At 35.3% G+C, this 23,645-nt stretch carries 26 protein-coding genes; 19 read left to right on the top strand and 7 right to left on the bottom strand.

The window, feature by feature from the left end; genetic code table 11:
• Positions 1-315: 315 nt before the first annotated feature.
• Together QWT87_RS10560 and QWT87_RS10555 are read right to left on the bottom strand one after the other, a co-directional pair.
• Positions 316-1,164: a GLPGLI family protein gene (locus tag QWT87_RS10560; protein ID WP_302716018.1), complete on the bottom strand. Its 849-nt coding sequence runs from the start codon at positions 1,162-1,164 to the stop codon at positions 316-318.
• 76 nt (positions 1,165-1,240) lie between these two features.
• Positions 1,241-1,513, bottom strand: a complete 273-nt coding sequence (locus QWT87_RS10555; protein ID WP_302716017.1) for a hypothetical protein — start codon at positions 1,511-1,513, stop codon at positions 1,241-1,243.
• A 484-nt stretch (positions 1,514-1,997) separates the two neighbouring features.
• Between QWT87_RS10555 and QWT87_RS10550 the strand changes: the two genes are divergently transcribed.
• From QWT87_RS10550 to proC, 5 genes are all read left to right on the top strand, one after another.
• Positions 1,998-2,168, top strand: coding sequence for a hypothetical protein (locus QWT87_RS10550; protein ID WP_302716015.1), 171 nt, complete (start codon positions 1,998-2,000; stop codon positions 2,166-2,168).
• A gap of 452 nt (positions 2,169-2,620) precedes the next feature.
• Entirely contained in the window at positions 2,621-3,826 is a 1,206-nt protein-coding gene (locus QWT87_RS10545) for a pyridoxal phosphate-dependent aminotransferase (RefSeq protein WP_076390929.1), read from the top strand.
• Between the two features lie 16 nt (positions 3,827-3,842).
• On the top strand, positions 3,843-4,322 hold the full coding sequence (locus tag QWT87_RS10540; protein WP_302716014.1) for a hypothetical protein: 480 nt from the start codon (positions 3,843-3,845) through the stop codon (positions 4,320-4,322).
• 4 nt (positions 4,323-4,326) lie between these two features.
• Positions 4,327-5,340 carry a UDP-N-acetylmuramate dehydrogenase gene (gene murB, locus QWT87_RS10535; protein ID WP_302716012.1) on the top strand — a complete coding sequence of 338 codons (1,014 nt, stop codon included), beginning with the start codon at positions 4,327-4,329 and terminating at the stop codon, positions 5,338-5,340.
• A 144-nt stretch (positions 5,341-5,484) separates the two neighbouring features.
• Positions 5,485-6,288, top strand: a complete 804-nt coding sequence (gene proC, locus QWT87_RS10530; RefSeq protein WP_302716010.1) for a pyrroline-5-carboxylate reductase — start codon at positions 5,485-5,487, stop codon at positions 6,286-6,288.
• A gap of 398 nt (positions 6,289-6,686) precedes the next feature.
• Here the strand turns inward: proC and QWT87_RS10525 are convergent, their stop codons facing one another.
• Positions 6,687-7,109, bottom strand: a complete 423-nt coding sequence (locus QWT87_RS10525) for a VanZ family protein (protein ID WP_302716009.1) — start codon at positions 7,107-7,109, stop codon at positions 6,687-6,689.
• A 55-nt stretch (positions 7,110-7,164) separates the two neighbouring features.
• Here QWT87_RS10525 and lnt point away from each other — a divergent pair, with 55 nt between their 5' ends.
• From lnt to QWT87_RS10495, 6 genes are all read left to right on the top strand, one after another.
• Positions 7,165-8,799, top strand: coding sequence for an apolipoprotein N-acyltransferase (gene lnt, locus QWT87_RS10520; protein ID WP_302716007.1), 1,635 nt, complete (start codon positions 7,165-7,167; stop codon positions 8,797-8,799).
• Between the two features lie 190 nt (positions 8,800-8,989).
• Positions 8,990-9,232 (top strand): 50S ribosomal protein L28, encoded by a 243-nt coding sequence (rpmB, locus tag QWT87_RS10515; protein WP_002976757.1) that lies wholly within the window; start codon positions 8,990-8,992, stop codon positions 9,230-9,232.
• 3 nt (positions 9,233-9,235) lie between these two features.
• Positions 9,236-9,418, top strand: a complete 183-nt coding sequence (gene rpmG / locus QWT87_RS10510; RefSeq protein ID WP_027379950.1) for a 50S ribosomal protein L33 — start codon at positions 9,236-9,238, stop codon at positions 9,416-9,418.
• Positions 9,419-9,438: 20 nt separating this feature from the next.
• The gene (locus QWT87_RS10505; protein WP_087712364.1) at positions 9,439-9,588 is read left to right on the top strand and encodes a DUF4295 family protein; all 150 of its coding nucleotides are present in this window, start codon (positions 9,439-9,441) and stop codon (positions 9,586-9,588) included.
• Positions 9,589-9,781: 193 nt separating this feature from the next.
• Positions 9,782-10,735, top strand: a complete 954-nt coding sequence (ftsY, locus tag QWT87_RS10500) for a signal recognition particle-docking protein FtsY (RefSeq protein ID WP_087712363.1) — start codon at positions 9,782-9,784, stop codon at positions 10,733-10,735.
• Between the two features lie 63 nt (positions 10,736-10,798).
• The gene (locus QWT87_RS10495; RefSeq protein ID WP_076390923.1) at positions 10,799-11,068 is read left to right on the top strand and encodes a GlsB/YeaQ/YmgE family stress response membrane protein; all 270 of its coding nucleotides are present in this window, start codon (positions 10,799-10,801) and stop codon (positions 11,066-11,068) included.
• 78 nt (positions 11,069-11,146) lie between these two features.
• Here the strand turns inward: QWT87_RS10495 and sppA are convergent, their stop codons facing one another.
• A complete protein-coding gene (sppA, locus tag QWT87_RS10490) occupies positions 11,147-12,904 on the bottom strand; it encodes a signal peptide peptidase SppA (RefSeq protein ID WP_288461321.1) in 1,758 nt (585 codons plus the stop codon).
• 19 nt (positions 12,905-12,923) lie between these two features.
• Here sppA and folK point away from each other — a divergent pair, with 19 nt between their 5' ends.
• From folK to fmt, 5 genes are all read left to right on the top strand, one after another.
• Positions 12,924-13,343 carry a 2-amino-4-hydroxy-6-hydroxymethyldihydropteridine diphosphokinase gene (gene folK / locus QWT87_RS10485; RefSeq protein ID WP_185208426.1) on the top strand — a complete coding sequence of 140 codons (420 nt, stop codon included), beginning with the start codon at positions 12,924-12,926 and terminating at the stop codon, positions 13,341-13,343.
• Between the two features lie 17 nt (positions 13,344-13,360).
• Positions 13,361-14,476: an OmpA family protein gene (locus QWT87_RS10480; RefSeq protein ID WP_302715988.1), complete on the top strand. Its 1,116-nt coding sequence runs from the start codon at positions 13,361-13,363 to the stop codon at positions 14,474-14,476.
• Between the two features lie 40 nt (positions 14,477-14,516).
• Complete coding sequence (locus tag QWT87_RS10475) at positions 14,517-15,974, top strand: OmpA family protein (RefSeq protein WP_302715987.1); 1,458 nt, start codon at positions 14,517-14,519, stop codon at positions 15,972-15,974.
• A 79-nt stretch (positions 15,975-16,053) separates the two neighbouring features.
• Complete coding sequence (locus QWT87_RS10470) at positions 16,054-17,955, top strand: RecQ family ATP-dependent DNA helicase (protein WP_302715986.1); 1,902 nt, start codon at positions 16,054-16,056, stop codon at positions 17,953-17,955.
• Between the two features lie 98 nt (positions 17,956-18,053).
• The gene (fmt, locus tag QWT87_RS10465; protein ID WP_302715985.1) at positions 18,054-19,001 is read left to right on the top strand and encodes a methionyl-tRNA formyltransferase; all 948 of its coding nucleotides are present in this window, start codon (positions 18,054-18,056) and stop codon (positions 18,999-19,001) included.
• 103 nt (positions 19,002-19,104) lie between these two features.
• Here the strand turns inward: fmt and ribB are convergent, their stop codons facing one another.
• Together ribB and QWT87_RS10455 are read right to left on the bottom strand one after the other, a co-directional pair.
• Positions 19,105-20,226: a 3,4-dihydroxy-2-butanone-4-phosphate synthase gene (gene ribB / locus QWT87_RS10460; RefSeq protein ID WP_087712355.1), complete on the bottom strand. Its 1,122-nt coding sequence runs from the start codon at positions 20,224-20,226 to the stop codon at positions 19,105-19,107.
• A gap of 68 nt (positions 20,227-20,294) precedes the next feature.
• Positions 20,295-21,299, bottom strand: a complete 1,005-nt coding sequence (locus QWT87_RS10455; RefSeq protein ID WP_302715984.1) for an LLM class flavin-dependent oxidoreductase — start codon at positions 21,297-21,299, stop codon at positions 20,295-20,297.
• Between the two features lie 233 nt (positions 21,300-21,532).
• On the opposite strand from QWT87_RS10455, the gene QWT87_RS10450 reads away from it, so the two are divergent.
• The 3 genes from QWT87_RS10450 to QWT87_RS10440 are packed head-to-tail and all read left to right on the top strand — an operon-like array spanning position 21,533 to position 23,197.
• On the top strand, positions 21,533-22,039 hold the full coding sequence (locus tag QWT87_RS10450; RefSeq protein WP_302715983.1) for a hypothetical protein: 507 nt from the start codon (positions 21,533-21,535) through the stop codon (positions 22,037-22,039).
• Between the two features lie 16 nt (positions 22,040-22,055).
• A complete protein-coding gene (locus tag QWT87_RS10445) occupies positions 22,056-22,511 on the top strand; it encodes a hypothetical protein (protein ID WP_302715982.1) in 456 nt (151 codons plus the stop codon).
• Positions 22,508-23,197: an exonuclease/endonuclease/phosphatase family protein gene (locus QWT87_RS10440; RefSeq protein ID WP_302715981.1), complete on the top strand. Its 690-nt coding sequence runs from the start codon at positions 22,508-22,510 to the stop codon at positions 23,195-23,197. Before QWT87_RS10445 ends, QWT87_RS10440 begins: the two co-directional genes overlap by 4 nt.
• Positions 23,198-23,199: 2 nt before the next feature.
• On the opposite strand, the gene QWT87_RS10435 is transcribed toward QWT87_RS10440, so the two are convergent.
• Positions 23,200-23,568, bottom strand: a complete 369-nt coding sequence (locus QWT87_RS10435) for a hypothetical protein (RefSeq protein WP_185208402.1) — start codon at positions 23,566-23,568, stop codon at positions 23,200-23,202.
• Between the last annotated feature and the right edge of the window lie 77 nt (positions 23,569-23,645).

Here is a 23,645-nt window from a genome sequence, read left to right as displayed (position 1 = left end):
TCACAAAAGTTTTTAAAAATCTTTGATTTTTATTCTTTTGAGCGCTTTGATTATTCTGGAAATTCGCTTTATCATTATCTTTTGCATCTTTTGCGGTTAATTCCTAAATTAATGTAAACAAGTTTTATTAACGTTTTTAGGTTCATAAAGCCGTTACACTTAACAAAGAATAAGGGAAAGTTTTCTTAACTTTTTTGATTCACCGGTTTTAATCTTGATGCTTAATTGAATACAAAGCTGAAGAACGATTTTTAACTGAATAAAGGCTATCATTTTGAATAATAGTATAATATTTTTCGTTCTTGTTTTATTATACTAATTTAATTCTATAGCGTTATCTCCCTTTTTCCTTAACTGCATTTCTTTCTGTCTTTCCATGATGATTTTTCTTTGTTCCGGAGTAACACTTGTTCCAAGACTTTCCAGTATTCCTAATAAATTTTCTCTGAAATTTTGTAACGTTTTTTCTAATTCTGTTTTAGTTGTTTCCGTTGAATTAGTGTATCTGTTTTCGTATATATTTACCAATCTGCCTTTCAATTTAGAATTAGATACAGATCTTACCAGCTCAAAATCATAATCCCCTTTATCATCAGTTATTTTTATGATTAATCCCGGCAATCTACTGAATTTATACGGACCATAAGGCAATGGAATTTCTGCAGAATACCACGCAGTCCAATTTCTGCCTTTATATGAAACCTCTGCTTTTTTGCAATTAATTGTATTTATTATTTTTGTTTCATCAATAAGTTTCCAATCTTTTATTGCCGATTCTTTATATGACAGTAAAGACATGGCAACTCTTTGAAAATACTGTAAATTTTCATTGGTTTGTATGATGATATAAGAAAACTTTGTTTGTGGCATTGACGTCCCTCTGAAATCAAAAACCCCTCCCCCATTATTAATTGCTTTTCTTGAAACAATACCGGCTACAGAATCTCTTTTCAAAGAATTAAGACTACTAAAAAATGTACGATAATCAGCTACCTGAAGTGAGAATAGTTCTTCATCTGTCTGATTAGGATTTAACGTATTTAATTTAGCTTTCAATAAGTAAATGAACTCTCCTCGCAATGAATCTTTAGTATTCAATTGAGAATAAAATAAAATACTGTAAAATAAAACGAATAGTTGAAATAGTTTTTTATGATAAGACATTGCTATTGCTTTTTATTATGAAAAATTGCACATATAAAACCATATGTGCAAATGAAGATTTGTTATTTCTTAACTATTAATAACCGTGTCCACAATAAATTGCTTCAACCATATTGGCCCAAATTTGTCCTTGTTCGTTAGTCCAGTCCTGAGTAGTGGTAGCAGCTACACCACAAGAAGTATAAGTAACAAAAGTGCTCTTGAATTTAGCCGTTTTCTTTGTCTTTTTTAGCACTTTAGTACTTACTATTTTTTTTGCAGCCTTAAGATTTAAGCTTTTTACCGGTGTTCCTTTAGCACTAACAAGAACCGCTACACCAAGCATAGCGACGAAAAATACTTTTTTCATAATTGTATATTTTTTTAAAATTGAACAGCAAATATATAGTTATAAATCAAACAAAAGAGAAAAATTTTATTATGTTAAACCCCTGACAGAAGCCGTTTTAAAACATTATTTCATTTTACTGCTAACTTTTTATAAGAAGTTTATTTAACCGCAAAAGTCGCAAAAGATAAACTAAATGTTTATTTAAAGCTGATCATTATAAATGAAAAAGCTCACAATAGTTTTTAAAAATCTTTGATTTTTATTCTTTTGAGTACTTTGATTATTCTGGAAATTCGCTTTATCATTATCTTTTGCATCTTTTGCGGTTAATTCCGAAATTAATTTAAAGAAGTTCCTAAAATATGCTCACTCTGGCATTTTAGCTTCGGAGGTTTCCGAAATCATATTCCCTTTGGCGAGATGATTTCGGGAGTTCCCGATAGTATATCATCTTGGGCGGAATACCCTCGGAGAGTTCCGAAAATTTGCTCCTCTTGGCGATATGGTTTCGGCAGTTCCCGAAGGCTTCCTCCTTTCGGCGGTGGCTCTGGAAAGGCGATTGCAGGGTTTGAGAATTTTACTCTTTTTACTTTTCCACGAGAATCTGGAAAATATAATCATCTTCGGAAACGGATTAAATCTGCATATTTTTCAGTTTTTTAATGATGCTTAATTTAACACAAAGCTCACGAAGGATTTTTTAATTAATATGAGTTCGAGATAAGTTTTCTTAAACGCAGGGTTAAACAAAGCGATTCAATTATCCGGAATTTAGCTTTAAGATATACAAAGGCGTAAAATTGATCAAAGTAATACCATTTTTGTCTTTTTTAAATGAACGAAGTGCGTTTGTTTAGCTTACCAACTTTCAACAAGTAAAAAAATCTTTTGGTTTTTCTTTGCGATAAATTAATATAACACTATAAATCAATTATTTAAATTCATTTCTTATTTCGAACTGAGGTTAATAAAACACTTTTTGTATCTATTATTAAGGAAATATTCACTTTACAGGAACCCTTAAGGCAAATCATTCAACTCAATCTGTTAAAATTCTTTCTTTACAAGCTTTATTTTATTATTGAGAAATTATATCTTATTTTTGCCATACAAATTTTTTGAACAATGCCGAATATTTCAAACAGAGCACTCCACATGCCGCCATCGCCGGTAAGAAAATTGGTTCCTTTCGCCCTAAAAGCGAAGCAGAAAGGGACAAAAGTTTATCATCTTAATATCGGGCAACCGGATATTGAAACTCCGGAAACGGCACTGAATGCTTTAAAGAATATTGATTTAAAAGTATTGGAATACGCACTTTCTGAAGGAAATATCGACTACAGAAAAGCACTTACAGAATATTATCATTCTTTGGATTTCACAGATCTCACACCGGATAATTTCATTGTAACCAACGGAGGATCAGAAGCTTTAAATTTCGCCATCTCTACTTTGTGCGATGATGGTGATGAAGTAATTATTCCTGAACCTTATTATGCCAATTATAACGGATTTACAAGTACGTTCAATGTAAATGTAGTAGCGATTCCTTCTACCATTGATACTGGTTTTGCACTTCCTCCAGTTGAAGAATTTGAGAAAAAAATCACTGAAAAAACAAGAGCCATCGTTATCTGCAACCCCGGAAATCCTACTGGTTATCTTTATACCCGTGAAGAACTTCAGAAATTAGCAGAGATTGCTTTAAAATATGACATCGTTGTTATTTCAGACGAGGTATACAGAGAGTATGTTTACGATGGAAAACAGCAGGTTTCTATGCTGGCTTTTCCTGAACTGGCAGAAAACTGCATCATTATCGATTCAGAATCAAAACGTTACTCAATGTGTGGTGTAAGAATCGGATGTATGATCACGCGTTCTAAAAAAATCCACGATGCGGCAATGCTTTTCGCACAGGCAAGATTAAGCCCTGTTTTACTGGGACAGATCGCGGCAACGGCGGCTCACCAAAATGACGGCGCGTACATCAGAGCGGTAAGAGAAGAATATACGCACAGAAGAAATGTTCTGGTAGATTTACTGAACGCCATTCCGGGAGTAATCTGCCCAAAACCGAAAGGCGCATTCTACTGCGTTGCGGAACTTCCGGTAGACGATACTGAAAAGTTTGCACAATGGCTTCTGGAAAGCTATTCCCACAATAACGAAACGATTATGGTGGCTCCTGCAGGAGGATTTTACAGCAATCCGGAACTGGGGAAAAAGCAGGTAAGAATTGCTTACGTTCTGAAAGAGGAAGATTTAAGAAGAAGCGCAGCAATCCTTAAAGATGCTCTTGAAAAATACAAATCAGAATTCAGTCTTTAATTTAAACGAACATAATATGTCAGCAATAAAATATCATAGTTTGAAATTGTTCTCACTATTTATTTTATTGCTGATATTTTTTTCATGTAACAGCAAGAAGGAAGAAAATTATTCCGGAAACCCCAACGAAATTATTTCAATAAGCTATTCGGATATCGGCGGAGATCTCGGAAATTATAAAATCGTAAAAATTAACAAGGATTCTGTTTTTGCAGAACAGGGAGTTTCAGCAAAGAAAATCCATAAAGAATGGAAATCTGCAATAACGCCGCAAATCTGGAAAAGAGTAACGGCGTCTCTTAATGTAAAAACGTTAGACAAAATCGAAAGCTCTCCCAGCAAACAGCCGGTTGACGGATTTGATGAAACTTTCCAGATCAGAACACCGAAAAAATACCACGTTTATGTAAATTCGTATTCAGATACTATTTATTATCAACAGCTTCAGAAATTAAAAGACCAGATTAACGCCCTCCTTCCAACAGAATATAACTAAAATAATGCACGAAAATTATTCACTAAAGCCATACAATACTTTCGGGGTAGATGTAAAAGCAAGATATTTCACCGAAATACATACCGTTGAAGAACTGAAAGAAGCCATTAGTTTCTCCGGCTCTCATTCACTTAATACTTTATTTTTAGGAGGCGGAAGCAATGTTTTATTTACAAAAGATTTTGACGGATTGGTGATTAAATTAAACCTGAAAGGAATTTCTGTGCTGCCTGTAAATGAGAACGAAGTTTTGGTTACCGCAAAAGCAGGCGAAAACTGGCACAAATTCGTGATGTTCTGTCTGGATAAGAATTTTGGAGGACTGGAAAATCTTTCCTTAATTCCGGGGAACGTAGGAACATCGCCGATGCAGAATATCGGAGCTTACGGAACTGAAATTAAAGATGTTTTTTATGACTGCAAGGTTTTAAATCTTGAAACACTGGAAATTGAAACTTTTGATCTTGAAAAATGCAGATTCGGGTACAGAGACTCAATTTTTAAGCAGGAAGGAAAAGGTAAATATGTGATTTTAGAAGTTTCGTTCAGACTTACCTTCCGAAATCATAAGATCAAAACAGAGTACGGCGCAATACAGTCTGAACTTGAAAGTTCAGGTATTGAAAATCCTACGATTCAGGATGTTTCCAGAGCGGTTATCAATATCCGGCAAAGCAAATTACCCGATCCTAAAGAAACAGGAAACGCGGGAAGTTTCTTTAAAAATCCTACGATTCCTTTGGCTCAGTTTGAAGCATTACAGCAGAAGTTTGAAAACATTCCGGGATATCCGAACGGAAATTCTGTAAAAGTTCCTGCAGGATGGCTGATTGAACAATCCGGCTGGAAAGGAAAACAAATAGGAAATGTTGCCTCTCACAAGTTGCAGGCTCTGGTCATCGTTAACGCAACAGGAAACGCAACCGGAAAGGAAATTTTTGATTTTTCAACAGAGATTATTAATTCCGTGAAAGAAAAATTCGGGATTGAACTGGAAAGGGAAGTGAATATTATTTAAAAACATTTCCAAAAAGAACTTTTAATTTGTCATAAGAAATTAATCACAAAAACTATTTAAAATCCAACCTTTTGTGATATTCGTGATTTTAAACAATTTTACTAACTTTAGAACTAATTATCAGAATAATAAAAACACACAAATATGAAAATAGCAATTCTCGGAGCCGGAAATATGGGCTTATCCTTTTCAAAGTCTTTTTTGAAATACGAACTGATAAAGCCTGAAAACCTTCATTTAATTACAAGAAACCAGTCTAAATTTTCAAAAATCTCGGAAGAATTCCCAAAGTCTAAGATCTCTACTTTCGATGAAGTGAAAGATTTAGATGCAGATTTAATTATCATTGCCGTAAAACCTCAGGATTTTCAGCACGTAGCGGAAAATTTCCGATTTCAGTTAAAAGAAAACCAGATGGTTTTATCGATTATGGCAGGAATTAAAATCGAGAAAATTCAGAAATTATTAAATCATCCTTTGGTTGTAAGAGCCATGCCCAACTCTCCTACTCTTCTCGGAATGGGAATTACAGGCTACACTTCTGCGGAAGGAATTTCTTTCAGCCAGTTAATTAATATCGAACGGTTATTAAATTCTACCGGAAGATCTGTTTATCTGGAAAATGAAGAATTGTTAGATAGTGTTACGGCGCTTTCGGGAAGCGGACCTGCTTATTTTTACTACATTATCGATGCTATGATAAAAGCAGGCGTAGAAATGGGAATCGAGGAAAATCTTTCCCAGCTTTTTGTGAAACAGACGATGTTGGGAGCGTATCATTTAATCAACAATTCGGATAAAAGTCTGGAAGAACTCATAAAAGATGTGGCTTCCAAAGGCGGAACAACCGAAGCTGCCCTGAAATCCTTCAATGAAAATAATTTAAAGCAAATTCTGAAGGACGGCATTCTGAGTGCAGAAAAACGTGCGAAAGAACTGAATGGATAATCAGACTTTTTCAGAGGATAAATAAAAATCGACTTTAGTCAGAATTTATGCAACTTTTTGGCTAAAGCCGATTTTATTTTTTTAATCTGAGTTCGGGATAAGTCTCCTTAAACGCAAGGTTAAACCAAGAGATTCAATTATTAGGAATTCAGCTTTTAAGATTTACAAAGGCGCAAAACTCATCAAATTAAACCATTTTGTTTTTTTTAAATAAACGAAGTGCCTTTGTTTAGCTTATCAACTTCTAATAGGTAAAAAAAATCTTTTGTTTTGCTTTGCGATAAATTAATACAATACTACAAATCAATTATTTTAAACTTATTTCTTATCCGAACTGAGTTTTTTTCATCATTATAATGAACTAAAAACCCATTCCTGTTGATGTATTCTTAAATATTTCAAACCATCCCGTTTGGAAATCGTTTTTCGATAAAATTCTTCATTAAAAAGCCTAGAAATACGCCAAAAGTATTCAGAATAATATCATCCACTTCAAAAATCCCCATTCTGGAAAAGTACTGAATCGCTTCCACAATGGTAATTGCCGAAATAAACGTAAAAAGGAGATTCTGAAAATCCTGAAGTCTGGGAAAAATCCAACCGAGAAATCCGAAAGGAATAAACATCACCACATTTCCTGCAACAATAGTCACTATTTCTTTCCATGAAATACATCCTTTAATGAAATTGATGGTAGAAAATATCGGCTCTATGGTTAACAGATTATCTTCCATCTGCGTTCTGCCCATCCCGAAAAACATGAGGTACAGCAAAAACAGCGTATAAGGAACTATAATAATTTTATAAGATTTCTTTAACATCGTTTGCAAATTTATTCATTTCAAAAACATTAAATTTGTATGTTAAATCAATTTAATGAAATACGTTTTACTTACGCTCATTTCAGCGATGCTTTTGTCCGTTTCATGGCCTACTTACGGAGTTCCGTTTTTTATATTTTTTGCGCTTGTTCCGCTTTTAATGATGGAACACGGTGTATCTAAATTTTCAGATTACAACAGAAAAAGCTGGGGCGTTTTCGGACTTTCCTACCTTTGTTTTGTGATCTGGAATGTAGTAACAACAGGCTGGCTTTATGGCTCCAAAAATCCGGACGGAAGCCATTCTATGATGGCGGTTGTATTTCCGGTTCTGGTCAATTCTTTCCTGTATTCATTGGTTTTCCAATGTTATCACTGGTACAAAAATGCACAGGGAACCTATTGGGGTTTAGGATTTCTGATTGCGATCTGGATGAGCTTTGAAAAGTTCCATTTAGGCTGGGAATTAACATGGCCATGGCTGAATCTGGGAAATGTTTTTTCCGATTATCCTAAACTTATCCAGTGGTACGATACTTTAGGAGCAACCGGTGGAAGTTTCTGGATTTTATTAATTAACGTCCTGATTTTCTATACAATCAGAATTTGGGAAGCGGGGAGAAAAAGAAAAGAACTCATTAAAAACACATCCATTGTTGCAGCTTTAATCATTATTCCGATGATTATTTCTGTGGTGAAGTATAATAATTTTGATGAAAAACCCATCGGAAGTGTCAATGTACTGATGCTTCAGCCTGATCTGGATCCGTATGCAGAAAAATACACGCAGGACAGCTTAACGATTGAAAACGATCTTTTAAGCCTTGCAGAAAGAAATTCCAAAACAAAAATAGACTATTACATCGCTCCCGAAACTGCGCTTCCGGGAAGAGGTTCTATTTCGGAAACCGCTTTTGAAAAGAGTGTTATCTTAAACAATCTTAAAGGATTTTTAGCCCAACATCCGGGTTCGGTTTTTGCAACAGGAATTTCTTCGCATCGTTTTTTTACAAATGAAAACAATCTGCCGAAAGAAGCCTACCAGATTCATACGGGACTTTGGGTGGAAAGTTTCAATTCGGCGGTGCAGGTTATTCCGCATCAGAAAGTAGAAGTGTATCATAAAGGAAAGCTGGTTCCGGGCGTGGAAATCTTCCCTTATATGAACTATTTGAAGCCACTTCTGGGCGATGCAATGATTAATCTGGGCGGAACGGTTGCTTCTCTGGGAACCGATAAAGAAAGGGTTGCTTTTTCAAACCCTTTCAACAAAGGAAAAATGGCTCCGATCATCTGTTATGAAAGTATTTACGGAGAATTTACGGGAGAGTATGTAAAAAAAGGGGCGAACTTTTTAGCCATCATGACGAACGATTCATGGTGGGGCGTTACAGAAGGGCATAAACAGCTTCTTTCCTACGCAAAATTAAGAGCCATTGAAACCCGAAGAGAAATCGCAAGAGCTGCAAACAGCGGAATTTCCGCTCATATTAATGCGAAAGGGGAAATCATGGAAGATACTTTTTATGGCGATAAAACCGCTTTATTTTCTAAAATAAACCTGTATGACGGGATGACTTTTTATACGAGATCAGGAGATCTTCTGTCAAGATTCTCCATTTTTGCTTTAGGATTTCTGCTGTTTTATTTTTTAATCCGCTGGTTTCAGAGAAAGACAAAGAAGGCTTAAAATTATTATTTCCGGAATATAAAACAGATCATTCTTAAAGCCAGTGCGTGCTGTGAGTGATATTACCAGAAATCGGGATTAATAATCTGTATATTATTTATAAATAATTTTGTAAAAGATTTGTCTATCTGAAAAATTCTTCGTTATTTTGCACACTCAAATATTATAGTACAAATAAGAACATCGAGATATGTCAAGAATTTGCCAAATAACAGGAAAGCGTGCAATGGTTGGTAACAACGTTTCTCACGCTAATAACAAAACGAAGCGTCGTTTTGAAATTAACTTATTAGAGAAGAAATTTTACCTTCCGGAGCAAGATAAGCACGTAACACTGAAAGTATCAGCTCATGGATTGAGAGTGATTAACAAGATTGGAATCGAGGAAGCTATTGAAAGAGCTACTAGAAACGGATTGATAAAAAAGAACTAAATCATGGCAAAAAAAGGAAATAGAGTTCAAGTAATCCTTGAATGTACAGAGCACAAAGAGAGCGGTATGCCGGGAATGTCAAGATACATTTCTACTAAAAATAAAAAGAACACTACAGAGAGATTGGAATTGAAAAAATACAATCCTGTTCTTAAGAAAGTTACAGTTCACAAAGAAATCAAGTAATTTATAAAATATAATTTACCATGGCAAAGAAAGTAGTAGCAACCCTACAAACCGGGTCTAAAAAAATGACCAAAGTTGTGAAAATGGTGAAGTCTCCAAAATCAGGAGCTTACGTTTTCGAAGAAAAAGTAATGAATGCAGACGAAGTTGACGGTTATTTGAAAAAATAATATCCACTTTATTTACAATATAAAAAACTACTCATATTTTGGGTAGTTTTTTTGTTATCTTTGCTTTTAATTTAGCTGGAAGGTCAGAAGCCGGATGCTCGAAGTTCGCCATAAAACTTAAAAATCAGGTTTTAAACTTCAGGTCTTCATCTCCTTACTTCCATCATAAACATTAAATTCCATAATTCATAAGATGAGTTGGTTTAAAAATATTTTTAAAAAAGAAGAAAAAGAAACGTTAGATAAAGGATTGGAAAAATCCAGCCAGGGTTTCTTTGAAAAAATGACGAAAGCCGTAGTCGGCAAAAGCAAAGTAGATGATGAAGTTCTTGATGATCTTGAAGAAGTACTCATTGCATCCGACGTTGGCGCATCTACCACCATCAAAATTATAGAAAGAATAGAAGAACGTGTTGCAAGAGACAAATACGTTGGTGTAAACGAACTTGATAAAATCCTTCGTGAAGAAATCTCAGGTCTTCTGCTTGAAAATCCTCACGCCGGAACAGGAAATATCGACACTTCCAAAAAGCCTTACGTCATTATGGTTGTCGGGGTAAACGGGGTAGGAAAAACAACCACTATCGGAAAACTGGCACATCAGTTTACTTCAGAAGGGAAAAAGGTGGTTTTAGGAGCGGCAGATACATTCAGAGCCGCTGCGGTAGATCAGTTGGTAATCTGGAGCCAGAGAGTCGGAGTTCCTATTGTAAAGCAGGAAATGGGTTCAGATCCGGCTTCCGTAGCTTTTGATACGGTACAGAGCGCGGTTGCCCAAAATGCAGATGTGGTAATTATTGATACCGCAGGAAGACTTCATAACAAAATTAATCTGATGAATGAGCTTTCAAAAATCAAAAGAGTAATGCAGAAGGTGATTCCGGATGCGCCTCATGAGATTTTACTGGTTCTTGACGGTTCTACCGGGCAGAATGCTTTTGAACAGGCAAAACAGTTTACAGCCGCTACGGAAGTTAATGCTTTAGCGGTAACCAAACTCGACGGAACAGCGAAAGGAGGCGTTGTGATCGGGATTTCAGATCAGTTCCAGATTCCTGTGAAATATATTGGCGTTGGAGAGAAGATGCAGGATTTGCAGTTGTTTAATGGTACGGAGTTTGTAGATTCTTTTTTCAAGAAAAGATAGCAACTAATATTTTTTTATAAATTAGTTGTATCTATTAACACTAATTTTAAAAAAATAATTATTATGTTTACATTTATTCTTTGGATTATCTTTGGACTAGTTGTAGGAGCTTTGGCTAAAATGATTATGCCGGGCAAACAAAATATGGGTTGGCTAATGACCTGTATTTTAGGAATTATCGGAGCTTTTGTCGGCGGGTTTATTGCCAATGCCATATTTGGCGGCGGCGGAGCAAGCGATGAAAGAATGTTTCACTTCTGGCCCATTATTTTTTCAGTGGGAGGCGCTTTAATCGTTTTGTGGATTTACGGAATGCTTACCAAAAAAAGCTAAGTTTAATTAGCCATAAAAAATTAAAACGGCGGATTTGAAATTCAAATCCGCCGTTTCTTTGTACAATATATAATTTAGTTAGTTGATTTTGATCTGGTAAGGCATTTCCATTTTTACTTCAGACTGTAGTTTTCTTTCTTCTACGATCTGCTCTAAAAGTTCATAATTTGCTTTTCCAATTTTACTTTTTACCACTCTTGCCGAAATATCATCTTCATTAAGATCTTTAAAAATCTGCTCGAAAGGCGTCATGCTTTTAGGATAAGAAGAAACTGCGTAAGACTTTAAACCGGCTTTCTGAGCTGCAAATTTTACAGCATCATTCAATGTTCCCAATTCATCTACAAGACCGATTTGTTTGGCTCTGGTTCCGCTCCATACTCTTCCTCCACCTACACTGTCGATCTGTTCGAAAGTCTGTTTTCTGTTCTGCGTTACAAAATGTACGAATCTTTTATAAGTACCTTCCACACTTCTGGTAATTAAGCTTACTCCGTAAGGCGTAACTCCGTTTAAAGAAGAATAATATTGGGAATTGGCATTGGTAGAAACAATATCGGAACGGATTCCGTTTTTATTGGCAATATCTTTGAAATAAGGAATCACTCCAAAAACTCCGATAGATCCTGTAAGCGTGTTTGGTTCAGAATAAATTTTATCTGCCGCCATTGCGATGTAATATCCTCCTGAAGCGGCATAGTCACCAAAAGATACAATTAATGGTTTTTTCTTTTTCAACTGCTGCAATTCGAATAAAATCTCATCCGAAGCATTTGCACTTCCTCCCGGAGAATTAATTCTGAAAACAACCGCCTTTACTTTATCGTTATCCTGAAGCTCTTTAATGTATTTAATATATTTCTCGGAATGGATATCGTTATAATCGTCTCCTCCGTTAATAGAACCTGAAGCATACAAAACCGCTACTCTGTCTCCCGATTTTTCATCATCAGAATAAGAAGCAATATATTTTCCTAAAGAAATTTTATTCAGCTTATCGTCTCCTGCTAAATTTAATTTCGATTTAATTAATTGATCGTATTCTGTTTTCTGAATTAATTTGTCCGCCAGTTTATATTTTAAACTTAAATCAGGAATCATTCCGTACAAACTGTCGACCACCGTTCTGAACTGTGCCGTATCTATTTTTCTTGAAACCGCCATTCTTGAAGAAGTGTTTTTCCAGATATCATTTAAAAGTGTGCTTAATTGCTCTTTATTTTCCGGAGAAATATCATTTCTTAAAAAAGGTTCAACCGCAGATTTAAATTTTCCGTGACGGATAACTTCAATCCCGATTCCGTATTTGTCGGCAAAATCTTTATAAAAAGCGACTTCTGTTGCCAAACCTTTAAGCTCGATCATTCCCGAAGGATTAAGATAATACTGATCTGCAACCGATCCTAAATAATAAGCTGCCTGAGAAACCGTATTTCCATAAGCATAAACAAATTTCCCGCTCTTTTTAAAATCCTGAATAGCATTTCTGAGATCATCGATCTGGGTAATTCCTGCATTCAAATAATCGGCTTCAATACTTATTCCTTTAATATTATCATCGGTTTTTGCTTTTTCGATGGCTTCAATAGCATCATAAATCAACACATTTTTTGTCTGTTCACTAATATTAAAAAGTCCTTTCTGCTCTTCTGTAGGACTGTCTATTATATTAGTTTTTAAATTAATCGTAAGGACAGAATTTTTCTTTACAACCACAGATTTCTCACTTCCCATTGCGCTGAACACCAGCATGATGATAAAAAAGAAGAAAAACACAGCGCCTAAAATGACAATAGCCACTATATTTGCCAGTACATTTTTAAAAAAGCTTTTCATAAATCAATCATTTTACAATATGTCGCAACATAAAGTCGTTTTGTTACTCGGAAGTAATCTTGGAGATCAAAAAAAAAATCTTGAAACCGCTATAAAAAAACTGCAAAATGGTGGAAATGAAATATTAAAATTAAGTGAATTTTTAATATCTGAGCCCGTAGAATTTGCCAGTTCTAATATTTTTTGTAATATTGCACTGATAATGTTTACTCGTCTTTCGCCGATTCAACTGCTTGATTTTGTTAAAAGTATTGAAAAAGAAATGGGAAGAGCTAACGATTCTAAAGCTTCAGGAGGATATTCTGATAGAGTAATAGACATAGATATCGTTACCTATAATGAACTAAAATTTGTCTCAGAAAGATTGGAAATCCCTCACAAAAAGCATCTTTTTGAAAGAGAATTTTCAAAAACATTATTAAGCAATTTTATCAAATAAAACATAAAACATATTGTATGAAATTAGGTTTATTATTATTGGCTACGTTGCCTATTGCTGCTTACGCACAAGATAGTATAGCTGTTACTTCAAATGATAAGTATCCCAATACATTTTCTTCAGGTTCTGCCAATGTTCAACCTTTCGACACAAAAGCAAAAAGATTCAACGACTGGTCTGTATCAGTAGGTGGAGGTGCTGCATTTATGGTTCACTCCGATCTGAAGTCTATTACAGATAAAAAAATCAACTGGGGCTACAATTCATATGTGAGTTTAGACAAACAGATTACCCATGTTGTAGGAATCAGCCTTATTTATCAGAGAGGAGAAACAAATCAGAGAGGACAGCTTGAAGGAGCTGCAGGTGTAGCTGCCGGAGTGGCAGAAGCCAAAACGAAATATAACCAGATTGCTTTAATGGGAGATGTTAACTTTTCTAATCTTTTAAGAAGAGTAGACAATCATTCTCCTTACAGATGGGCATTGCATGGTTATGCAGGTGTTGGTTTAATGAATTTCAATACTTCTTTATATGATAATAATGAATTCAGATGGAGCACTACTCCTGCAAGAATTCCGTTATTCATTAACCAAAAGTTAGACATCAACTCAATTTATTATCAGCTTGGTGCAGGTTTGAAATATAAAGTTTCAAAACTTATCGACATTGAAGCGAGAACGATGTACATCATCAGTGGTGACGACGAATTCGACGGTGGTGGTAACGCAGGTCCTGCAGATTATGATGTTACTTCCAAAGTATCAAAGTATAATATGCTTGATAAAAGAAGATCTGATAATGCGTGGACAGTTAACTTAGGTGTTTCTTTCAAACTAGGAAAACACAATTCTCATCTGGCTTGGCACGATCCTTTACAGGAAGCATATTACAGAACCAATGTTCTGGAAAACAAAAGCACAGAACTTGTAGTATGTGAAAAAGGTGATCTTGATAACGACGGTGTTTGCGACGATTGGGACAGACAGCTTGATAGTCCTGCAGGAGCAAGAGTAGACGGAGCCGGAGTTGCTTTAGATATGGATCTGGATGGCGTAATCGATTTATACGATAAGTGTGTAACGGTTCCCGGACCGGTAGAAAATCAAGGTTGTCCTACTACAGCCAAATAATTATAACTAAATCATTTAATTAACTAAATAAAAATACACTATGAAATTAAGTTTAGCAATTGTTGCATTAGCACTTACTGTTCCTACAGTTGCCTTTGCACAGGACTCAACTGCAGTAGTTTCAAACGGGCAATATCCAAATACGTTTTCTTCGGGCTCTGCAAATGTTTCCCCGTTTACAAATAAATCTAAAAGATTTAACGATTGGGCAATCTCTTTCGGTGCTGGTGTACCATTAGTTCAATCTGCAGACTTAACATCTATAAAAAACGGAAACGGTAAGAACCTTTTTGGTTATTCTGCATATGTAAGTATTGATAAAGCCATCACTCACGCTTTTGGTCTTAATTTACAATACGACAGAGGAGAAACGAGACAGGGATGGTTTAATACAAAAGATTCTGCGCCTTCTGACGCTTCAGCGTATCAACGTGTAGCTGCAAGAACGCAATATGATGCAATCTCATTATTAGGAGACATTAACTTCTCAAACCTATTCAGAAGAGTGGATAACCATTCTCCTTACAGATGGGCTTTGCATGGATATGCAGGTATCGGAACTTTAGCTTACAGAGCTTATCAGAAAGATGATAAAGGGCAAAGACTGGTAACGGAAATTAAGCCGTTTCAACTTGGATCTATGTTTGCTCAGGCAGGTGCCGGTTTGAAATTTAAAGTAAACAGAAGAATCGATATCGAAGGTAGAGTAATGTATGCCGTTACCGGTGATGATGAATTTGACGGTGGAGGAGACAAATACAGCACGATCAACCAACGTGAAGAGCAGGTTTCTGATAACTTCTTCAACGCTACTTTAGGGGTTTCTTTAAAACTTGGAAAACACGAATCTCACTTAATGTGGCACGATCCACTTCAGGAGATCTATTATAAATTAGATGTTTTGGCTAACAAAAACCAGGATATCGAAGTTTGTAAAAAAGGAGATCTTGATAACGACGGTGTTTGCGACGATTGGGACAGACAGCTTGATACTCCTGCAGGAGCAAGAGTGGACGGTGCAGGTGTAGCTCTTGATACTGACCTAGACGGTGTTATTGATCTATATGATAAATGTGTAACCGTTCCGGGACCAGTGGAAAACCAAGGTTGTCCTACAACTACAACTCCGGTTGGACCTGTAACTGATTCTACAAGAACTTTGGAAGGAATTGAATTTGATCTGAATTCAGACAGAATTTTACCTTCTAACACTCCAATTCTTAACAACGCTGTAAATTACATTAATTCTTCTAATGGATCTTACACAGTAGTTGGAGCAACAGATACAAGAGCTTCTGATGCATACAACCAAAAACTTTCTGAAAGAAGAGCGAACAATGTAAAAGATTATTTAATTAAAAACGGAGTTCAGTCTGGTAAATTAAACGCAGTAGGTAGAGGTGAAAAAGACCTTAAATATCCTGAATGCGACCCTGCTACAAAATGTCCTGAATGGAAAAACAGAGCAAACAGAAGAGTTTACTTCGAAGCTAAATAATAAAAATTTATTATTAAATATATAAAAGCCATGCATTGCGTGGCTTTTTTTGTCAGAATACTTTTATTACTTTTATCCTATGATTTCTCAGCAAGATTTTCAAGAGCTAAAATTTAAAACCCTGAAACATTTTTGGGGGTATGATGGTTTTCGCGATTCTCAAGAAGCAATTATAGATTCTGTCATTAATGAAAAAGATACTCTTGTCCTATTGCCTACAGGAGCCGGAAAATCTCTTTGTTATCAGCTTCCCGCTTTATTAAAAGAAGGAACCTGTCTGGTCATTTCTCCTTTATTGGCACTGATGAAAGATCAGGTAAACCAATTGAAATCAAGAGGAATCGAAGCAGAATATCTGTCTTCGGAACTGGATGAATATGATGCTGAAAATATCTATGACCGATGCAAAGAAGGACTGACAAAAATGCTGTATGTCTCTCCTGAAAGAATCACCAATAAGCAGTTTCTCCAGAATATTGAAGAAATCGAACTGTCTTTCATCGCGGTAGATGAAGCGCACTGTATCTCAGAATGGGGACAGGATTTCCGCCCGAGTTATCAGAATATCAAAGAATTCAGAAAAAATAATCCTGAAATTCCGTGTCTGGCTTTAACCGCAACCGCAACGCCAAAAGTTCTGGAGGAAATAAAATTAAAACTGGAATTAAAAAATCCGCAGATTTTTCAGAAAAGTTTTAAAAGAGACAATATTAAAATTTTCATGGAAGAAGTTTCGGATAAATTTCAGAAAGTCTTCGATATTTTAAAATTCTCCAACGAATCGGGAATCGTTTATGTAAGAACGAGAAAAGAAGCCGAACTCCTCAGCGAATTTCTGAAAAAAAATCAGCTTAAAAATGTAGATTACTTTCACGCAGGTTTATCCACGAAAGAAAAAAATACCAAACAGGAAATATGGAACAGAAGCAGTAACCATGTTTTAATTTCCACCAATGCTTTCGGGATGGGAATTGATAAGGATAATGTACGTTTTGTACTTCATTACTCTCCTGCTCCTTCCATTGAAAATTATTATCAGGAAATCGGGCGTTCCGGAAGAGACGGAAAAGAAAGTTTTGCATTTCTGCTTTGGAATAAGCAGGAACTTTTAAATTTTGACCAAATTTTAAAGAACCAGATTCCCAATAAAGCTGAGTTTTTAAAAATCGTTACTTACCTCTACTCTATTTTTCAGGTTGCCGAATTTGAACTTCCGGAAAAAGTTTTTCAACTGAATATCAACGGAATTTATAATTTCACGAAACTTTCGAATGCGAAGATCAGAAACGTTCTCAATTTTCTTCACAATCAGGAAATTATTTATTTTAACGAACATAAAAGTCTTTCATCACTACAACTATTGATGGAAGCCCATGAAATTGATCAGCTGCCACGAAAAGATGCCTATTTTTTAGAACTGATGCTTCGTACGATTTCCGGAATTACTACACATAAAGTGATGTTCAGTGAACAGCAGGTAAGCGGAAAAATCGGATCAAGTGTGGAACTGATTAAAGAAAGACTAAAAGAACTTCAGCAGAAAGGCTATGTGGAATATATTGACGGTGCTTTAACCAGCGTAAAATTTCTGAAACCAAGAGACGAAAGATTAAACAGCTCTGTGTACTGGAAACTTTTTGAACATATTCAGAAAAATAAAATCCAGAAATGGGAAGAGATTAAATTTTACATCGAAGATGAAAAATACTGTAAAATGAAGCTCATTCTCAACTATTTCGGTGAAAAAAATGCTAAAAATTGCGGGCAATGTTCTGTCTGTGAGCGAAATAAGCAGTCGATTTTCGGGAAAAACATTTCCCAGCAGATTCTCAATTTGCTGAGTAAAAGACCGGCAACGATTGAAGAACTTTCTATCCAGCTAAGCTATCATTCCAAAGAGAATATTCTGGAAAATCTAATTTTTCTTCTGGATACCGGAAAAGTAAAAATGCTGAATTTCAGAACGTATGCTTTGGCTTAAGATACTTCAGTAAGATCAGCATTACATTTTTCTGATCTTAACTCTCAATTTTAAAATCAAATCTTTCAATCCTTCCTCAAAGACCTTATCTTTGCAGTATGAAATCATTGAAAGTTGTATTTTTAGGAACTCCGGAGTTTGCCAAAGCATCTCTGGAAGCGATTCATCATTCTCATCACGAAGTTGTAGGCGTTGTAACGGTTGCGGACAAAGCGAGCGGACGCGGACAGAAAATCAATCAGTCTCCGGTAAAAGTTTTTGCCGTAGAAAATAATCTTCCTGTTTTTCAGCCGGAAAAACTGAGAAATCCTGAATTTTTAGAGGAATTGAGAAAACTGGAAGCCGATGTTTTTGTGGTGGTTGCTTTCAGAATGATGCCGAAAGTTTTGTTTGAAATGCCAACAATGGGAACATTCAACCTTCATGCTTCCTTACTTCCCGATTACAGAGGAGCAGCACCCATCAATTACGCAATTATCAACGGAGAAGAAAAATCCGGAGCTACAACGTTTTTTATCAATGAAAAAATAGATGAAGGAAATATTCTCCTTCAGGAAGAACTTCCTATTTTACCGGATGAAAATGCGGGAAGCCTTCACGACAGACTCATGGAAATGGGCTCTGAGCTTGTGGTAAGAACATTAGACGGATTGGCAGAAAATTCAATTACCGAAAAACCGCAGCCGGAAGTTGAGCATCCGAAAAATGCCTTTAAAATTTTTAAAGAAGATACAAGAATCGACTGGACAAAAAATTCGAAAGAAATTCATCAGTTTATTTTGGGAATGTCTCCTTATCCTGCAGCTTTCACCACTTTAAAGATAGGCGAAGAAGAAAAAGGACTTAAAATTTTCGGTGGAAGATTTGAAATTTCAGATCATGGAAAAACAGCCGGAAGTCTTGAAATTTCTAAAAACGGATTTAAGATTTTTACTAAAGACGGCGAATATTTTCCATCAGAATTACAGCTTGAAGGAAAAAAGAGAATGAACATCAAAGATTTTCTGAACGGTTTCAGAAATTTCGACGAAATAAAAATGGCTTGATTTCTCAAGCCATTTTTTTATGTGAAATGTGAATTGTCAATTTGCATCGCAAGTGAATATAAAATGTATCAAAAAAAAATTGATAACAAAGTTTATTCACATTTTATAGTTGCACCATTTCCGTTACCTCAACGTCATATCCGCCAACCTGCGGCTTCACGTTAGGATTCTGGGTGATTACTTTAAATTTATTAATTCCGAGATTTTTAAGAATCTGTGTTCCGATACCGTAATCTCTGTAATTGAACGCTAAAGTAGGATGCTGCTGTTGTCCATCCTGATAATTCAGGAACTGCTGAAGCTTTCTTAACGTATTTTCAGAGCTGGAAACATTATTAATGAAAACAATGGCTCCTTTTCCTGCTTCATTCACCATTGAGGTTACTTTTTCCAACTGAGGTTTTTCGCCGTTATTTAATCTCGTTAACACATCAAAATAAGAATCTGATGACTGAACTCTTACCAAAACAGGCTCATCAACCGTCCAGGAACCTTTGGTTAAAGCAAAATGGATCTGATCGTTAGAAGTTTCTCTGAAAGCAAAGAAATCGTAATCTCCGTAAGCCGTTTTTACTTTTCTTTCTTCAATTCTTTCAATAAGATTTCCTTTTTTAAGCTGATAATGAATTAGATCTTCAATGGAAACAATTTTCATATCGTGTTTCTGTGCAAAAGCATAAAGCTCCGGCAAACGCGACATCGAACCGTCTTCATTCATGATTTCACAGATTACCCCTCCTTCTTTAAGACCGGCAAGGCAAGTTAAATCAATTGCAGCTTCTGTATGTCCTGCTCTTTTCAGAACACCTCCTTTTCTTGCTCTCAATGGGAAAATATGACCGGGACGCATAAAATCTGTCGGTTTAGATTTTTCATCCATCAAAGCCAGAATGGTTTTTGCTCTGTCGCTTGCAGAAATTCCGGTAGAAGTTCCGTTTCCTAAAAGGTCTACAGACACCGTGAAAGCGGTTTCTTTCGGATCGCTGCTTCGGCTTACCATTACTTCAAGACCAAGCTCATCACATCTTTTTTCGGGAAGCGGCATACAGATAAGCCCTCTTCCGTGAAGCGCCATAAAGTTGATAATTTCAGGTGTTGTAAGTTCTGCCGCACAAAGAAAATCGCCTTCATTTTCTCTGTCTTCATCATCCACTACTATGATTATTTTACCATTTTTAAGGTCTTCTATTGCCTCTGGAATAGTATTTAACTTAATATCAGACATTTTTACTTTTTAAATTTGTGCAAAGATACTTATAAAAATATGCATCTCCCAATATTATAAATTCTTTATTATTCGTTAAATACGGAGTTTCTGGCTTTTCTGAAAATACTGTATGATTCCAGCCTTTTCTGATGATCGTAAATGTGGGAATTAATCATCAGTTCATCCACATTGAATTTTTCCTGAAAACTTTTCAGCTTCTCTTCAATTTCACTCTGATTTCCGATAAAAGTATATCTCAGTTTCTGCAAAACCATAGATTTTTCCATGGGAGACCAGATGTCGTCCATATCGTCAATCGGCGGTGCAAAAGGCTTTCTGTCGTTTCGTATAATATTAATAAAAGCCTGAAACAAAGTTGTGGACATTTTATGCGCTTCTTCCGAAGTTTCCGCAGCAATTCCGTTGACACAGGCAATGATATAAGGTTGGTCTAAGTATTTTGACGGTTCAAAATGTTCTCTGTAAATATTGAAAGCCATTTCCATCTGCTCCGGCGCAAAATGCCCCGCAAAAGCATACGGAAGTCCCAATTCTGCTGCCAAAAAAGCACTGTCTGTACTAGAACCTAAAATATACATCGGAATATCCAGTCCTTCTCCCGGAATTGCACGAACCAAAGCATCACGGTTTTCTTTGGAAAAATATTTCTGTAATTCTAAAATCTGTCTTGGAAACTGCTGATTGATCATCGCAGGATTTCTTCCCAAAGCCTGAGCGGTTAAACCATCCGTTCCGGGAGCTCTTCCCAAACCAAGATCGATCCTGCCGGGAAAAAGAGATTCAAGGGTTCCGAACTGTTCGGCAATCACTAATGAACTGTGGTTCGGAAGCATAATTCCTCCGGAACCGACTCTTATTTTTTTTGTTCCGTTGGCGATAAAACCAATCAGAACGGAGGTGGCAGAACTGGCAATGCTTTCCATATTGTGGTGTTCGGCAAGCCAGAATCTTTTATAATCTAAATGTTCAGCATGGATTGCTAATGATAAACTGTCCTGAAAGGTATCATGAACAGTTTTCCCCTGTTTTACGGGAGCAAGATCCAATACTGATATTTCAAAATTTTTCATATCGGGATATTCTGTTTAGACAAAAGCATTTCATAAACTTTTGTCGATTCATTATTTTAAATTTTTACACTACAAAGATAAGACTAATAAACTGCATTAGTTACTTTTTGTAATCGATAGGATTAATAGTGAGGTTCAGGGAAAAACTATGGGAAATCAGGCTAATATTAAATCGCTTTTTTGAATAATCACTTTTTGTATATTTGGTATTGATTTCAATTCAAAATTTAACCATGAAAAAACTTTTATTTCTTATTATCATTTTAATTTTTACAGGAAAAATATTTTCTCAAAAAAATCTGAATATTCCTACTACATTTCCTACCGAATATGGAACATTTACTTTTCCTTTAGGTTCAAAAATTATTTTAGAACTGAAAGAAAAGGGCAATAAATATGAATACCGCGTTTTGAGCATGGAACCTTACAAAGAATATTATCCTTTAAGTAAGGAGAAGAATATTTTCTCAAAAGATATTAAAGAAAATACGATTGAAGTTTTTTTCACAGGAGCTTACTATAACGAAGGGAAGGAAGATAAAGACTGGAAATCTCTTTTATCTTTAAAAAGCAATGTAAAAACATCTTTAATCTATAAAGCAGATATAAAATATTATTTCAAGGATGAATTTGAAAACACCTCTATTTCAGGAGTTTTTCCCATGGCGAAAATGAATGAAATATGGGGTCATAAAATTGATTTCATTACTTTATATGACTTTGAGAAATTAAAAAGATAAGATCAATAATTGAAACATGAAATCAAAAATAAGATATATCGAAAACAAATCTTCCGGTCATCACGGATCTGCGTGGATTGGTTGGGTTGAATTTTCAAAATCCGGACAAACAGTATATTTCAATAATAAGGCTCTTAAAAAACTTAAAATTCCCGGCATTTCGGGAAATCATTTTGATATTGAAACGGGCGAAGAATATTGGGTTTCCGGAGTGAAGAAAAATGGACAGGACAGACATCAACTTGGCGGCGGAAAGATTATGATCGACAGAAAATCTGTTCCTGAATATTTAAAACTTGTTGATTTCACCATTTTAGATGAAAACACATTTACGCTGATTGATTTTGCAAAAACCGATAAGCAAAGATTTAATGAAATAGAAAATGAAGAAATATTCTTCAAAGATACAAGTCGTCATTCAAGTTATTATGACAACAATCAACGGAAATTAATTTTAAACAGAGACTATTGAAAATTGCAACCCTCAACATCGATTGGGCAAGAAAAAAGAATTCTTCAGGAACCGCGGAATTTCTTAATCAGTTTGATTTCGATTTTCTTATTCTCACGGAAGCCATTGATCTTGATCTTCAAAATTTTCCGTATCAATATCTCTGTTCGCCGATTCCTGAAAATACCGTTTATGAAAATCTCAATTATTCGGAATATTTAAAAGGAGAAAAGGCTTTCCGGACAATTTTATACTCTAAAATTCCTTATTCGAAAAAATATGCTGTGACGGATGATAAAACCAATCTCGCTTTGGAATTCGAAACAGAATTGGGAAAAATTGTTTTCTACTGCACCATTATCGGAACTTGGTTTAACCAAAAACCTTTTGTTGATATTGAATTACAGAATACGATTCAGGATTGTCGAAAAATTTATGCAGAGAACAAAAATATTTTTATCGTTGGCGATTTTAATACCTCCTTCCGAAAAGGAGAGGAACAATTTTCAATTAATTTAAAAACAACAGAAGCTTTAAAAAATCTTTTTGAAGAACTGAACATCATCCCTGTAACTTCAGAAATTGAAGAAAATATTGATCACATTATTATTCCCGTAGGTTTTTCAGACGATACAAAATGCGGAATTTTTGTGGATAAAAATGTAGTGAGTGATCATAAAGGCGTTTTTATGACAATCTTAAATTAAAGCTATTTATCAATGTACCGTTTAAAAATCTGTTTTTCCTTACCTTCTTTTTTATTCTGAATTACCAAGACATCTTTGCTCAGTTCCTGAATTTCAAATGTCTTTTCTTTTCCCAGTAACGTAATTTTCAAATTTCCTTTGGTTCTTTCAATTTTATAAGGACCGGTCATTCCGCCAATCATTCCGTTGGAAGCCTGATCGATCATTTCAAGACTTGCCGTACTGTCTTTTTTAAAGGTGAATATTCCGGTAGAATTGCTGTTCGCAATGGATTTCTGCGACCATGAACCAATGAGCAGATCGTAATTGAATTTAGAATCGTGATCTGCATTCAGTAAAAATGCAAACAAAAAAGTAAATAGATATTTCATTGTGATGAGGATTTAATACCTAAAAATACAAAAATTCATCAGGAATTTATTCTTCCAAAAAAAAATTATGATAAAAA

Source organism: Chryseobacterium urinae (genome assembly GCF_030518295.1).
Classification (GTDB): Bacteria; Bacteroidota; Bacteroidia; order Flavobacteriales; family Weeksellaceae; genus Chryseobacterium; species Chryseobacterium mucoviscidosis.
This window is presented reverse-complemented; position numbering and strand designations above follow the sequence as displayed.

What these genes read in the sequence shown, in the direction of transcription:
- QWT87_RS10560 (WP_302716018.1), bottom strand. Translation starts at nt 1,164, where the DNA reads ATGTCTTATCATAAAAAACTATTTCAACTATTCGTTTTATTTTACAGT.
- QWT87_RS10555 (WP_302716017.1), bottom strand. Translation starts at nt 1,513, where the DNA reads ATGAAAAAAGTATTTTTCGTCGCTATGCTTGGTGTAGCGGTTCTTGTT.
- QWT87_RS10550 (WP_302716015.1), top strand. Translation starts at nt 1,998, where the DNA reads ATGGTTTCGGCAGTTCCCGAAGGCTTCCTCCTTTCGGCGGTGGCTCTG.
- QWT87_RS10545 (WP_076390929.1), top strand. Translation starts at nt 2,621, where the DNA reads ATGCCGAATATTTCAAACAGAGCACTCCACATGCCGCCATCGCCGGTA.
- QWT87_RS10540 (WP_302716014.1), top strand. Translation starts at nt 3,843, where the DNA reads ATGTCAGCAATAAAATATCATAGTTTGAAATTGTTCTCACTATTTATT.
- murB (WP_302716012.1), top strand. Translation starts at nt 4,327, where the DNA reads ATGCACGAAAATTATTCACTAAAGCCATACAATACTTTCGGGGTAGAT.
- proC (WP_302716010.1), top strand. Translation starts at nt 5,485, where the DNA reads ATGAAAATAGCAATTCTCGGAGCCGGAAATATGGGCTTATCCTTTTCA.
- QWT87_RS10525 (WP_302716009.1), bottom strand. Translation starts at nt 7,109, where the DNA reads ATGTTAAAGAAATCTTATAAAATTATTATAGTTCCTTATACGCTGTTT.
- lnt (WP_302716007.1), top strand. Translation starts at nt 7,165, where the DNA reads ATGAAATACGTTTTACTTACGCTCATTTCAGCGATGCTTTTGTCCGTT.
- rpmB (WP_002976757.1), top strand. Translation starts at nt 8,990, where the DNA reads ATGTCAAGAATTTGCCAAATAACAGGAAAGCGTGCAATGGTTGGTAAC.
- rpmG (WP_027379950.1), top strand. Translation starts at nt 9,236, where the DNA reads ATGGCAAAAAAAGGAAATAGAGTTCAAGTAATCCTTGAATGTACAGAG.
- QWT87_RS10505 (WP_087712364.1), top strand. Translation starts at nt 9,439, where the DNA reads ATGGCAAAGAAAGTAGTAGCAACCCTACAAACCGGGTCTAAAAAAATG.
- ftsY (WP_087712363.1), top strand. Translation starts at nt 9,782, where the DNA reads ATGAGTTGGTTTAAAAATATTTTTAAAAAAGAAGAAAAAGAAACGTTA.
- QWT87_RS10495 (WP_076390923.1), top strand. Translation starts at nt 10,799, where the DNA reads ATGTTTACATTTATTCTTTGGATTATCTTTGGACTAGTTGTAGGAGCT.
- sppA (WP_288461321.1), bottom strand. Translation starts at nt 12,904, where the DNA reads ATGAAAAGCTTTTTTAAAAATGTACTGGCAAATATAGTGGCTATTGTC.
- folK (WP_185208426.1), top strand. Translation starts at nt 12,924, where the DNA reads ATGTCGCAACATAAAGTCGTTTTGTTACTCGGAAGTAATCTTGGAGAT.
- QWT87_RS10480 (WP_302715988.1), top strand. Translation starts at nt 13,361, where the DNA reads ATGAAATTAGGTTTATTATTATTGGCTACGTTGCCTATTGCTGCTTAC.
- QWT87_RS10475 (WP_302715987.1), top strand. Translation starts at nt 14,517, where the DNA reads ATGAAATTAAGTTTAGCAATTGTTGCATTAGCACTTACTGTTCCTACA.
- QWT87_RS10470 (WP_302715986.1), top strand. Translation starts at nt 16,054, where the DNA reads ATGATTTCTCAGCAAGATTTTCAAGAGCTAAAATTTAAAACCCTGAAA.
- fmt (WP_302715985.1), top strand. Translation starts at nt 18,054, where the DNA reads ATGAAATCATTGAAAGTTGTATTTTTAGGAACTCCGGAGTTTGCCAAA.
- ribB (WP_087712355.1), bottom strand. Translation starts at nt 20,226, where the DNA reads ATGTCTGATATTAAGTTAAATACTATTCCAGAGGCAATAGAAGACCTT.
- QWT87_RS10455 (WP_302715984.1), bottom strand. Translation starts at nt 21,299, where the DNA reads ATGAAAAATTTTGAAATATCAGTATTGGATCTTGCTCCCGTAAAACAG.
- QWT87_RS10450 (WP_302715983.1), top strand. Translation starts at nt 21,533, where the DNA reads ATGAAAAAACTTTTATTTCTTATTATCATTTTAATTTTTACAGGAAAA.
- QWT87_RS10445 (WP_302715982.1), top strand. Translation starts at nt 22,056, where the DNA reads ATGAAATCAAAAATAAGATATATCGAAAACAAATCTTCCGGTCATCAC.
- QWT87_RS10435 (WP_185208402.1), bottom strand. Translation starts at nt 23,568, where the DNA reads ATGAAATATCTATTTACTTTTTTGTTTGCATTTTTACTGAATGCAGAT.